Source organism: Paenibacillus sp. MER TA 81-3, from assembly GCF_023713585.1.
Lineage (GTDB): Bacteria > Bacillota > Bacilli > Paenibacillales > Paenibacillaceae > Paenibacillus_B > Paenibacillus_B profundus.
This window is the reverse complement of the sequence record NZ_JAMAWB010000017.1, coordinates 128,736-141,961: the sequence shown is the minus strand read 5'-3', so window position 1 is coordinate 141,961 and position 13,226 is coordinate 128,736. Positions and strand designations below refer to the sequence as shown.

General features: G+C 51.7%; 4 protein-coding genes, 1 tRNA gene and 2 pseudogenes. 1 reads left to right on the top strand and 6 read right to left on the bottom strand.

The window, feature by feature from the left end; genetic code table 11:
* Window positions 1-244 precede the first annotated feature (244 nt).
* Together M3650_RS22365 and M3650_RS22360 are read right to left on the bottom strand one after the other, a co-directional pair.
* Complete coding sequence (locus M3650_RS22365) at window positions 245-6,778, bottom strand: S8 family serine peptidase (protein ID WP_251577935.1); 6,534 nt, start codon at window positions 6,776-6,778, stop codon at window positions 245-247.
* 324 nt (window positions 6,779-7,102) lie between these two features.
* Window positions 7,103-7,897 carry an arylamine N-acetyltransferase family protein gene (locus M3650_RS22360; protein ID WP_251577933.1) on the bottom strand — a complete coding sequence of 265 codons (795 nt, stop codon included), beginning with the start codon at window positions 7,895-7,897 and terminating at the stop codon, window positions 7,103-7,105.
* An 871-nt stretch (window positions 7,898-8,768) separates the two neighbouring features.
* Between M3650_RS22360 and M3650_RS22355 the strand changes: the two genes are divergently transcribed.
* Window positions 8,769-9,815 (top strand): lytic polysaccharide monooxygenase, encoded by a 1,047-nt coding sequence (locus M3650_RS22355; protein WP_251577931.1) that lies wholly within the window; start codon window positions 8,769-8,771, stop codon window positions 9,813-9,815.
* An 879-nt stretch (window positions 9,816-10,694) separates the two neighbouring features.
* Here M3650_RS22355 and M3650_RS22350 read toward each other — a convergent pair.
* From M3650_RS22350 to M3650_RS22335, 4 genes and pseudogenes are all read right to left on the bottom strand, one after another.
* A pseudogene (locus M3650_RS22350) lies at window positions 10,695-10,945 on the bottom strand (RtcB family protein); the annotation flags it as partial.
* A 2-nt stretch (window positions 10,946-10,947) separates the two neighbouring features.
* A pseudogene (locus M3650_RS22345) lies at window positions 10,948-11,115 on the bottom strand (DNA polymerase beta superfamily protein); the annotation flags it as partial.
* A gap of 44 nt (window positions 11,116-11,159) precedes the next feature.
* Complete coding sequence (locus M3650_RS22340) at window positions 11,160-12,653, bottom strand: TROVE domain-containing protein (protein ID WP_251577929.1); 1,494 nt, start codon at window positions 12,651-12,653, stop codon at window positions 11,160-11,162.
* Between the two features lie 368 nt (window positions 12,654-13,021).
* Window positions 13,022-13,098 (bottom strand) — tRNA-Ser (locus M3650_RS22335).
* Between the last annotated feature and the right edge of the window lie 128 nt (window positions 13,099-13,226).

Genomic DNA, 13,226 nt, shown 5'->3' with positions numbered 1-13,226 from the left:
GCTGTTCAGAGTTCATACTAACTGTTCACAGTTCATACTAGCTGTTCAGAGTTCATACTAACTGTTCACAGTTCATACTAGCTGTTCAGAGTTCATACTAACTGTTCACAGTTCATACTAGCTGTTCAGAGTTCATACTAACTGTTCACAGTTCATACTAGCTGTTCGGAGTTCATACTAATTGTTCAAAGTTCATTTTAGCTGTTCAGAGTGCTTTCTAGCTGTTTACAGCCCGCTGCTCCGCTTATATACGATGAAGCATCTCCAATACTCGGTGTAAAATGACAGCGACTTGCGCACGAGATGTCGGCGCATCGCCCGCGAATCGGTTGTTCCCGATACCCTTCACCAATCCGTTGCGGTAAGCATAGGCCACGGCAGCGCGGGCTTCCAGGGAAACAGTGTCTTGAACATCCCATCCGTCGTTCTCTTGTTTACGCGGCAGCTCTACATCCAGCGCCGTCACGAGCATGACGATCATCTCCTCGCGCCGCAGGATGTCGTGTGCTCCCGGCTCACTTGCCCGTTTCGCCCAATCCGCTTCCTTGCCTAGAATACGGTCCAGCAAAGTCATGAACTCTGCCCGGGTGACCTGATCATTCGGAGCGAATTGGTATTCATTCCGGCCGACGGCAACATGCTGAGAAGCCAACACTTCAATTTCTTTTCTGCCCCAATGATTGGAAATATCCGCGAATGTCTTCCCGTACTCCAATGCAGAATAGGAGCCGAGCTGTTGAATCGTAATGAGAAGCTCTGAGCTGCTGCTCTGCTGCTCACTTCGAGGAGCCAGCCCGGCAAACTCCCACTTATTGCGTTCCTTCGTATCATTGCGATAATATATACCGGCTTTGCGCTTATCACGGACGACTTTGTCATCCAACTGCATAGTAAAGCTAAGCGGCTTGTTCAATGTCTTGCGCTCAGTGCCAATCGTGACGATGTCCGACACAATAGACGCTTTTTCCCCTTTAACTATGCTGTCGCTCTGTCCGATCATGTCGGGATTCACAGCGATCGTCAGCTGCAGCCCGCTCTGACTCATAAAGTCTGGTAACGCATCTGCAGGAATGGTCAATCCAAACCGTGTACCGTTCATTTTAACAGCCTTGCCCGACGCGCTTAGCTGCTTGGCTAACGACGAAGCCAGTTCAATGCTGACGGCACCATAATCCTCAAATGCCACGGACGACAAGTCGAGTGTTAGCGTGTTGCTTGCTCCCGTCTTAGCCTTGGCAAGCTCATCGTCCAGCCATGCTTGAGCAATGATAGCGCGCGCGTTCTTAACTCCTTCTTTTCGCTCCACTTTCAAGCTTCCGATTGTTTTGCCATTGGCAACGATCGGTGTCCCATTATCTGGAGCGGAAACAGTCCCGGCACCAGAAGATGATGCAGAAGGAGCAGACCTAGACGTATCAGGCCGAGGTGCAGGCGGTGTAGGCGTATCCGGCTTCTTCACCGTCACTTGCGCAGCCGCTTGCAGCGCCCCATACTCCACATGGATACGCGCTTCTCCCAATTGATGAGCACTGACCCGGCCCGTGTCGTCGACCTTGGCCACCTCCGGATCAGACGTGGAGAACTTCAGTCCTTCCATAACCGGAACCGTCTTCAACTCCCCATTGGCATATACCGATGCCGTAACGCTTAATGGTGCCGATTCCCCTATCGTCAACGCAAGCGCAGACGGACGAACCGTGATAGACCTTACTTCTTCCTGTGGCGGTTCTGCACTCTTTTTGACCGTAACATGCACGGCATCCTGCAGTTCCCCATACTGGGCGGTGATTGTTGTGTTCCCGGCTTGATGGCCAGTGACCCAACCCATATGATTCACCGCAGCAATATCGGAATCGGAAGACACGAATGTCAAGCCCTGCACAAGCGGAACCGTCTTCTTCTCCCCGTTAACATACACCACCGCAGTAACGCTCAACTGTGCCGACTTCCCTTCGGTTAACGTCAAGCTCGACGGATGAACCGATATGGAGCGAACTTCTCCATCTGGAATGTCCGGTGCTTTTTCTACAGTCACGCGGACCGTGTCCTGCAGCCCGTTATAGGTAACAGTGACAACCGCTTCGCCTTCACCAAGCGCAGTAATTATCCCCGTGCTGTCTACAGCGGCTGCTTGATCGGCTTCAATGTGGTAAGACGCCAGCTGTGTCACATCTCGTTCGTACCCTGCTGCATTGCGCGCCTTCACGATCAATTGCGTCTGTTGTCCTTCGAACAGGGCAATATCCCGCGGCTCCACTCTGATCTCCGTAGCCGGTGAATCGTCTCCGATCTTCGTAATTCGGGCCCGAATCATATAATTGCCTTGCGATTCAGCTGCCTGCTTCCATGATCCATTCTCCAGCTTCCAGGAACGCTTATGGTTGGCTCCTGTCTGATCTACAGCAAGGCCTGGAACATCGGGATAAGATCCCGGTTGAATGTAAGCAACATAGAAGTCACCATTAACGACTGGCGTATTCGGAAAATCCACCTCGGTCCACGTTCCGTCTAATTGGGCCGTTCCCGTATGCGGACCAGAGATCATTGCTCCCGGCAAGCCATCAGGTCCTTCCGCGTCGTACATCGCATATTGGAATTCCGTCCCGCCCGGTTCCGGCCAGCCTTCATCCCAGAAAAACATACGGGCTCCCGTCACTTGCGCCTGACCTTTCGTCGTCATTCGTACGGCATAACCATTTCCCGGGCTATAATATGCGATCGCATTATCTCCCTTGCCGCTGTCGTAGGCGAGCTCATCGGCTGTTCCCATGAAAGACTTCAAAGCGATATCCTTCGTGACGCTCTGCTCGCCTATAACGCTTACTTGCTGCTCAGAGGACAAGTAGCCCAATGAAGACACGAGAAGTCGATAATCTCCTTCATATGCTTCGATTGTATAATTCCCATTGACATCGGTCATGACAGAAGGCACATGAGCATCCTCCATCACCCGTACGCTGGCGCCGGCAATCTGTCTGCCTGTCGCCTCATCTGTAACGGTGCCAATAATCGTTCCCTTGAGCAGCGGCTGTAAATGAATGTCGACCTCCGTCGGCTGCTTGTCCGTAATGGTTACACCTTGATTGACGGTCCGATATCCGTAAGCCTCCACTCTCATCTGATAGTCCCCCGGCGGGTGCTGAAGCTTGTAACGCCCCGAACCCAAGTCTGTCTTCGCGGAGCGGTCGGTCTCTACAATTGTTACCGTCGCCGCTGCCGGCAGACGAGATTGGCCGGTTCCTTGCGTTTGCGCTTCCTGTCTCGCTGCTTTCCATGCAGAGATGAGCAGACTTGGCGTCGTTGCTCCTTCACGGTCAACCGGACCATTCTGCGCATCCGTCTTGGTTGGACGATTCGGCTCGGCTGGCGGTGCGTCCGTCATGTCCTTTGCTCTCAGCTCATTTGTCATATCCGGCTGAGGTTGATTGGATGGATCCACCATATTCATCTTCTCGGGTGAAGCCTTCATATCCGTTTTTTCCGGCATATGCTGTTCGTCCCCTGGCGATGCGTCCTCTGAAGCATTCATGGAAGAACTGACCGTCTTGACGGGCGGTGTATCCCTCACTTCGAAGTTATCAATATACCAGCCTTTTCCGGTTGTACTATTGCCGCTCTTCAAGCGGAAGCGAATTTTCACCTTTTTTCCTGCGTAATCATCAATTCCAAGCTCATCCAAATACCAGAACATGCGAGGATGCTTGCTGTCATACGACGGCTTGGGATAAGAGGCCAGCCCTCTCCACGTGGCTCCGTCATCCGAGCTGATTTCAACAGTTCCCTTGTCAAGATCGCCGTCGATATCATACCACTGCTGAAAATAGATGGAAGCATGCTGCGCACCCGTCAAATCAATTTCCGGGGAAATAAGACTTTGATCCGTATTTTTCGAATAAGAACCAGACAAATTGGTTCCCCACACCTTGCTTCCAGATACCGCTTCTTTCGGTCCGTACTTCGGATTAGGCTCGCCGTGCTCCCACTGATTGTTCTCGCCTTCCAGTGTCCAGCCCTTATCTAGTCCCTCGAAATCATCGCTAAAAATCGGCGTGCCGCCCGTGAATGTCCATGACACTTCATTCGAGGCCTCGCTTAGCACCTGGCTATATGTTCTCGCCTTAACGATATAGTAATATGTGCCTTGCTGCAGGGTTGGAAGGTCCCCGTAACTGCGGTTTTTGCTCGTTCCGATTTCTTCATATCCCCCGCCTGGTGTAGTGGAGCGGCAGACGACATAATCCATCACATCGCCCTGCGGCTCCTTGTCCCACTCAATAATGACACGGCCAGGCGTATTGCTCCGCACCTTCGCTATTGGTGTCGCAGGCTGTGCTTGATTCGGCCCGATGAGTTCAATGTCATCAACATACCAGCCCTCATCACTGCCGTTCTCACCGCGCAGATTGAAGAGGACATAGATTTGATCGCCTTTGTACGGTGATAAATCGAGATACTCCGTTTGCCACCCTTTGCTATTCATTCTGAAATCTTTCACCAGTTCGTATTGAAAGCCATTCGATTTACGGCCGATGAACACTTCCGCTTTGTCGAACAAGGCGAAAAACCAATCGCCGAGCTTGTGCCAATGCTTAAACGACAAGATGGTATGCTCGCCATCTCTCAAGTCGATTAATGGCAGCACGAAGAACGTCTCCTTCACACCTTCCGGATAATTGCCATGCAGGCGTGTAGCCATCAGCTTGCTTCCGGAATAAGCCTTGCCGGGACCTGTCGTCGGCTCGCCCCATTCCCAAATCCCAAGCTCGCCACCGAAGTCGAACCCTTCGATATTTTGCTCGAAATCCTGCTTATATCCCAGCTTGACTCCTTCCGATACCTTCACTGGATAGATGTCTGTCTCTACTTCGTTGCCGCTGAAATCAACAGCTCGGATCCGGTATTCAATTCCCTCCTTCACAAGCAAAGTCACCGGGATGTTCCCTTCATACTTCCCATCCTGATGATTGCCTGAGATGCGGGTCATCGGCAGTGTCGTCCAATCCTTCCCGCCAACCGCGCGCACCATGAGCTCAACGGTCACGACGCTATTATCATCCATGGCACGAGCAAAGATATCCAGCTCCATCGCATTGAAGGTCAGTGTAATCGGTGTATGCTCGATGACAGGCTTGCCGTCATCCGATCCATCGATCGTGATCGTTCCTTCCACAGAGCCGAGTCCGCTCTTGAGCGAGGATACCGCATTCAAAGCGTTGACGATGCCCCATCCAAAGCCGTTGTTCGGCGTCTGAGGGAATTCATCGTCGGTTAGCGGTACCGCCGTATTCTTCAAAATGCTCTCTAATTTTTCCACCGTCAGCGAATGATTAGCCTGCAACAGCAGAGCGGCAACCCCTGCCGTATGCGGACTGGCCATCGACGTCCCGTTCATGAGCCCATACTTCCCATTTGGCATGGACGAACGGATATTAACGCCCGGGGCAGACACTTCCGGCTTCATCTGTCCATATGGAGTCGGTCCTTGCAGCGAGAAGCTGGCCAGGCGGTTATCGATATCGACGGCTCCGGTCGCGAATGATTCCAGGTAGTTGCCCGGAGGCGTTATCGATCCTGGACCTCCGTTGTTCTCCGGAGGCTTCGTGTTTCCCGCAGAGAAGGCAGGGAAAATGCCAGCTGACCGCCATGCCTTAACGATGTCATGAAAGAACTCATTCTTCCCGGCTTGCACGTTGCCCCACGAATTGTTCACGATATCCGGCGCCAGCTCAGGATAAGAGCGTCCACTTTTGTCGGTAGGCGCCATAAGCCATTCACCAGCTGCCAAAATGCCAGCGTCCGTCGCTGATCCTGACGAGTCAAAAATACGCACCGCAATCCACTTCGCCTGCGGGGCAACGCCGATTGGGTTCTTCCCATCCACCTCGGAGCCAACCATCGTGCCCATAACATGGGTACCATGTCCGTTACCGTCGTACGGAAGTTTTTTCTGTTCTAGCGTAGCATCGTACCAGTGCAGCTCTGGCTTGTCCAATTCGCCTTGGGCATTATACCCTCTCCACTTGTGCTGCAGCGTTGGATGGGTCCAGTCAACGCCTGAGTCCATATTTGCAACGACGATGCCTGTGCCATCAATGCCCATCTCCCACACTTGAGGCGCGTTAATGTTTCGCAAGTTCCAAGGAACGTTCGGTTTGCCCTCGGTGCCACTCATAGCATTCATGTCGTTCATGGTATTCAAGGAGCGTGGCTGAACCTCCTCCTCCGGGCTCTCAAGCGTATCCAACGTATATGTATGGTTAGGGGTAATGGCCTCCACATCAGAGCGGATGGACAGTCGCTCCATCACGTCCTGCGTGCTCGTAACGGCCACCGCATTAACGATGTAATAGGCCCGGAAGTCCTGTACCGTTCCGGAACGCTTCCCTGCTTCCAATTCATCTAACAACGGAGATTGCACGCGGTCCGCTGTCTCCATCAAGGAGTTGAGGACGAAGCTGCGCACCGTCTGCTTCCGCTTCGCAGAGGTCTCCCCAGAGAAAGCAGAATACTTCGCTGCGAGGGTCGATGCCGCTTCAACATTGACCTGCTCTTTCAGCTTCACAATATACGTGAGGTATTTCTGACTAGCAAATTGCTCGAATAGCGCGGCATCCACCTTGCCGACTTGTGCATCCGCCTGCTGAGATTCCGACATCATCAGCATCGCGGAACCGTTCGTCTCTCCGCTCATGGCGAATGCCCCTGGAGCGGATGTCACGAACAAAATGATAGTTAACGCAAGCGCCAACCATCGATGAAGCACTGATTTGTAAAACACTATGAATTCCTCCTTATTCAGCGAGTTTGGTATTTTTTAGTAGATTAATTTGCGTTCATCCTCCTATTTTCCAGATCCCTCTCATCTTGGAAACTGATAGAATTGTACTAAATTAAATTTGTTGTGTAAATACAATACTTTTGACTCAATGCAAAAATAAAGTCATAATTTGGTTTTGAATGTCAAAAAAAAGCGACCTTCTCCCGATATAGATCTGGGAAAAAATCGCTAGATTCGAAGCTTTTCTACAATATTCTATTGTATTTTCTTACTGATATCATTCATCCGTTTCCGTAATGTTGCCGACAAATCTATATATTTCGTTCACACTGTAATCTCATTGAGATTAATGCCGAAATAAGACCGCAACGCTTCCTCATACTCCGCTTCAGTCTGTGGGATAAAGGTGCTCACCTGCTCGGAGGCAAATATGCGGAATTCCCGACCGGCAACCGTGTTGCGCCCCTCGCGGGTACGGAGCGCTATCATTGCATCCTGAATAAAAATCGAGTCCGGCGCGTTCTCGCACCAATACGTGGCCATAATGAAGTCTTTAGCAAGCTGCGGCTCCTCGGTGAAGGAATAGAGCTGACACCATTCGCCACGTTTGAGCTCGCACAGCATCCAGCCAAATTCAGGATCGCGCTCCAAGCGGTAGCATTCATCGCCCTGCTGGTGCTCAAGTCCTTCGATCATCTGAATCGGCCGGCACGGCACAATCCCGCCCACGCCCACATCACATAGGTACAAAGACCCTCCCACTTCCACCTTCAGCACATGATGCCGCCGTTTCGGTGGCGGATTCGGCTCGTCGCGCCAAAATCGAGACATAAGGTCGGTCACTGGATAGCCAAGCTCACGCAGCAGCCAGCCAAATAGAGCGTTGAGCTCGAAGCAGTAGCCTCCGCGACGTCGGACGACAATTTTATTGAATAGCTCCGGAATGTCAAGCGACAATGGAATGCGGCGCACAATGTCGATGTTCTCGTATGGCACCGCGTGCAGATGGCACTCCTGCAATTCGGCCAGCGCTGCGGCGCTGATTTCCATCGGCCCCTCATACCCGATGCGCTCCAGATAGGCGCACACTTCAGGTTTCATTTCATTGCAATCGTTCATAATATCGACTCCTTCCCTGTTCATTAGGGCGGTTGCCTCGAATGACGAATAGATTGGCTAACAATTTGGCTAACAATACCACCATCATAGCAACATCCTCACGTTCCTACAAGACAGCTCGCATATGCCTAAATACCCTTGTGTAATTTGATCGTTGATCCTCAAAAATCTTCTTCTTTCCCCTCCCATTCTTACTTTTATCCCACTACCATTGGCGCAATGCAGATGCTCTTTTGCTTGCAGCACTACTATTTTTGTCCCACTTCAAAATAATTAAAATTTCTTATAGCATAAGCGGTTAAACTTTAGTATAATGTGTTGAAATAACTGGATCCCCGCCCATCTATTATGAATCGTTTTTCTTGTGCAGCAATAATCCACCCAGCTTATCTTGCCAATTAACCGCATGTTGACTTACGTTTTCCAGAACTGGTTTATTCATTTCAAAGCACTTCCTGCAAGCGTTTACCAAATCTTATGGTGAAGTCATCGTTTATCGTCCAGCACCTTAGAAAGGCTTCGCATCAGTCTCTTTTAGACCTTCTGCTCTCCTGATAACATACATCACAGCCCCAGTTTCGCATCATGTCTCATATGAATCTGTCAACGCATCCGTTGATTTATTGGATCGTCTTTTTATACAAGTGTTGTCCGTCATTTCCAAATAGTATGCTCCATATCTAGTCCAACTGCAGGTCGCCGTAACGTATTATACGCTCCCAGTCTTAGCCTTAGATCGGCTAGCTTTCTCAACCACCAATAACATAAACGCTTTAATTCTATGAAGGAGGTGATGCAACAGCTCATTAATAGAGTACAGTCACAATGTTGCTTGTATTCCATAATCCACCCAAACCAAGGAGGTAATGAAATGACAGATTCACGCATTTGGAACCACATGTTATCCAAAGTATCGCCATTGTTCGTCGCTTTTGCTGCCCTGCTGCTCGGTGTGACTTGTATGGTCGTGTTCGCAGAAACCGCTTCGGCACACGGATATATTGAGGCGCCTGCAAGCCGCGCACTTCAATGCAGCCAAGATTTGAACACGAACTGCGGTCAAGTAAAGTATGAGCCGCAAAGCGTAGAAGCGCCGGGATCGTTCCCATCAGGCGGTCCTGCTGACGGCCACATCGCCGGCGGCGGCGTGTTCCCGGAGCTTGACGCGCAAAGTGCGACTCGCTGGAACAAAGTTACTATCAATGGCGGCACCAACACATTTAAATGGCATTTGACTGCTCCTCACGCTACGAAAGAATGGAAATATTACATTACAAAAAAAGGCTGGGACCCGAACCAGCCGCTTGCCCGCGCCAATTTGGAACTGTTCTGTTCCTTCAATGATGGCGGCGCAACACCATCGAATAAGGTCACACATCAATGCAGCGTGCCTACCGACCGCAGCGGCTACCATGTTATTCTCGGCGTCTGGGAGATCGCCAACACCCCCAATGCCTTCTACCAAGTCATTGACGTGAACTTGGTTAATGGCGGCTCTGGCGAAGATTTGCCGACAGCCCCGGCCAATGTCGTATCCCCATCTCAAACAAAGACAAGCGTCACACTTAATTGGTCCGCTTCTTCTTCGGCGATCGGCATCAAGGAATATGAAGTATACCGGAACGGCCAACTTGTCGGCAAGGCGACTGGGACCTCCTATACCGACTCTGGGTTGACGGCAAATACGTCCTATACGTATGCTGTCCTCGCCGTGGATACAGCCGGGAACAAGTCATCATCCTCATCCGCATTAAAGGTTAAGACGTCGAACGACAGCAGCGTCTATCCAGCGTGGGAAGCGAGCAAAGTGTATGTCACTGGCAACCGGGTGACGCACAACGGCGTCGTCTATGAAGCACGCTGGTGGACTCAGGCCGAAAAGCCAGGCAACGCTGACGTGTGGGTAGCTGTGAATTAACGTATATTTAATTCATAACAAGAGCAAACAGGCTGACGACGTGAACCCCGTTGTTAGCCTGTTTTTTGTTTAAATCTGAGTTTGTTGGGATGAGGAGTGTAGCGGATGCGACAAAGTCTGGTCGGAACGTCAGGAGGAGTTTATTTTATTGGAAAATGTCCAGTGGATTAGGGGACAGCTCTGCTGAAGGGGCATTCCATTGGAAATTGTCCAATGAATTCGCCTAATAATGTGCTGCCGACCGGAAATAAAGCGATTTGATTGGAAGTTTTCCAATGAAAAGAGCATTTCGCCCTGACAACGCGGCATTCCATTGGACATTTTCCACTGCTCGACAGAATCGCCAACTTAGCCTCCATATAGCACACCAAGTCGCGGCTCCCTATACCATATACATGAAACCTGTTTTGACCCCTGTTATCTCTGTTATCTCTGTTATCTCTGTTATCTCTGTTATCTCTGTTATCTCTGTTATCTCTGTTATCTCTGTTATCTCTGTTATCCCTGTTATCCCTGTTGTGCTCGTTCACAAGTATATAGCTTCATTCTCCCCTTCCATCAGGGAATAATAAATATCTCTTTTGTTTCCATATTTTGAATAGTTGAAATCATAATGGCCAGCTGCTACCGGAAAACGATGTGCATTCGGCTGCTGCCACGGTTCTGATTGATTGGGAGATTGGGCATATGCATTCAAGCAACACATGGTCAACGTCGAGCCGAGGACAGTTTCCAGATCTGAGTGGATGGGAGAATGAGCATAAGGCCTTTATGAATTAGGGGAGGGAGCGCGGGAGGAACCACGAGCAGCCATGACACTTCTGTGCAGCAGCAAAAAAGCCTTTGTTCCTCCCCACGGGGCTGGTCCAAAGGCTTGCATTAATCCTTGTAAGGGTCAAACTCGTCCGCGCAGGCCATGCAGACGCCGAACGGCTTCAGCACGTGCAGCACGTCGATCGTGTCTGCATGGGCGTCCAGCACATCCTGCAGCTTACGGTACACGAACGGGCTCTCGTCGGTGCCCGCTCCGCGCAGCTCCACGCCGAAGCTCTGAACGGCCGCCTTCATTTGCTCCGGTGCAATTTGTCCGCCCGTCCGTGTGCGATTCTCCAGTTCATTTTTCCAGCTGCTTATACCAGTCCACCGGCCGGACATACAGGAAGCGGACATCGTAATCACTATCCTGCGATGGGAATCCCCATGCCCGGCTTCCAGATTCGCAGGCGTACACGATGCGCACGTTCTCCTGCCGCTCAACTTGCCGAAGCTCCTGCCATATCGTTTGCTTAACATCGGACATGGTCGTCCCTCCTATCTATGTTATCGAGTTGCGTTTCTGTTCTTCTATAGTTCTTCAGCTTCCACGCGCTCTATAAGCGTCGAGTAGCCCTTCACCGTCTGGGCGATGTACGTGAGCACGTTGTCGCTCCATCCATAGACGTAGTGTGTGTTCGGATCCTGCGGAGGCACCATCGCATTGCGATAAGGCGCGATGTCCACGATGAAAGCCTTCACCTCTGAATTCACCTTCGCGCGGTAAGCAGACAGCGCCTCATAGAACGGGCTGCCGCTGTTCTGCTGCTCATCCGTAATGATGACGATCTGGTCGACCTTCTTCTGCTGCCGGAGAAGTTCCCGCACCGGAGCTCCGGTATCGGTTCCCCCGCGGGTTCGGATGCGCTCTGCCTGAGTCAAGATGCTGTCATGCCGCGACGGCTTGGCGTCCAACACTTTCGTGTCGAATAGCCAGAACAGCGAGTTGCCTTGCGTTTTCTTATATAACGCCAGCGCGAACACCGACCCGATTCGCAAATATTCCCCACTCATCGAGCCTGAGATGTCCAAGAAGATCGCGGTCTGCTCGCCCAGATCCGGCAAGTTGCCGAAGGTCAGCTCCACCGCCTCACGCAGCGCGTCGCGAAGTACAGGATGGTCGACCTGCTCATATGCAAGGGCGAAGCGGAACGGCAATATTTTAGCCTTAGCCAGCGCGTCGCGATCGGTCAACCGCTGCACGGCATACTTCAAGTTCGCCTCGCTCTCGAACACGCCCGCCCGGAGCAGCGCATTCAGGTGGCGCAGCAGCGCAAACGCAGGCATTTGACGCAGCAGAGCTTCCCATATCGCCTTTGTAGGCTTGATTGCACCTGTCACGGTCGAATATGGGAGCTTTCCCTGCGCGATCCAGCGGAGCTGCTTCTTCTCCGTGTTCGCGCGCTTCAAGTTCTCCAGCGCCTCCACCTGCGGCAGCAAGGCCAGATTCGCCTCATGCCCGCGCAAATACCGGAACAGCGCCTGCTGCTTCAGGTCCGCCGGCTTCGGATGAGCCGTGGCTATCGCATCGCCCAGGCTGTACCCGCGGCCGCGACCATTATACTTAAGCGCCCAATATTCCGATACGCCGGTGAGGAATAGGTTCACCTGCCGCTTCACGGCGCGTCCGCCCTCCCCGCGACCCAAGCCTTGCAGGATGGTGAGGAAGTCGGATAGATCGGAAGGGATGAGCACCACCTTGAGAAACACCTTCGCAAACAAATCCGGACGGTAATACGACAGCACGGCCAGCCCATACAGCGGCTGCAGGCGCATGTAGCCTTCATTGCGCGCATAGACAAGCGCCTTGGCCATGAACTGCGGATTGCGATCAGCCATCTCCAGATGCATCTGCCCTGCGTCCTCCTGCAGCTCGTTCCGATCCGCATAAAATGTATTGCCCATTGTATTCGTCAAAAGCGTCTGCAGATATTGCTCCTCCGCAGAACGCGTATATGCAGGATAACCGTCTTTGTTTCTTGTCGTCGGCTTCACGGCCGAAAACAATTTTCGTGCAAAGCTCATGATTGTTCAGCCTCCTAGTTCATAGAAATAAGCGGCGAGGAAAGTGGGGGAAGGTTGTATGCAGGATTCGAACCTGCCATAATGCCCAATCAAACTTAGATGGTCGCTCTATGCGAAGGAACCCTCCCCGGCGCCTCGCCGGATTCAATCATTTACATGCAAGTTAATAACAGAAGCGAGGAAAAGAGTGAAAAGGCCGCATGATGCTCCGGACGAACCGGTGGACACCGTCATTACTTTTCCCATAAAAGTCGAAGGATCCCTTTCGAACGCCTCGCTTCACGATATTGTTTTTTGGAGACGATCCATGAGGAAGTTGGGCGGACAGGCACGTAACTGCTCTACCACCTGAGCTATCCCGCCATACGTGGCGGGAGTTGGACTCGAACCAACGACCTGTCGCTTAAAAGGCGAAGTAACCCGTCCATGCGCCTCATGGACCGCCGTGCCGCCTTCACCTGAGGTGTCGGCTTCACGTCCTTATCTTCGCTCATTTTTGAAGGCGCGAACATGGCGGAAGTATTACGACATGAGAAAAAGTTTTTCATTTCCCCCATATGTCTCCCCTGCTAG

Bases quoted from the DNA above. Each gene is read 5' to 3' on its own strand.
- M3650_RS22360 (WP_251577933.1), bottom strand. From the start codon at position 7,897: ATGAACGATTGCAATGAAATGAAACCTGAAGTGTGCGCCTATCTGGAG.
- M3650_RS22355 (WP_251577931.1), top strand. From the start codon at position 8,769: ATGACAGATTCACGCATTTGGAACCACATGTTATCCAAAGTATCGCCA.
- M3650_RS22340 (WP_251577929.1), bottom strand. From the start codon at position 12,653: ATGAGCTTTGCACGAAAATTGTTTTCGGCCGTGAAGCCGACGACAAGA.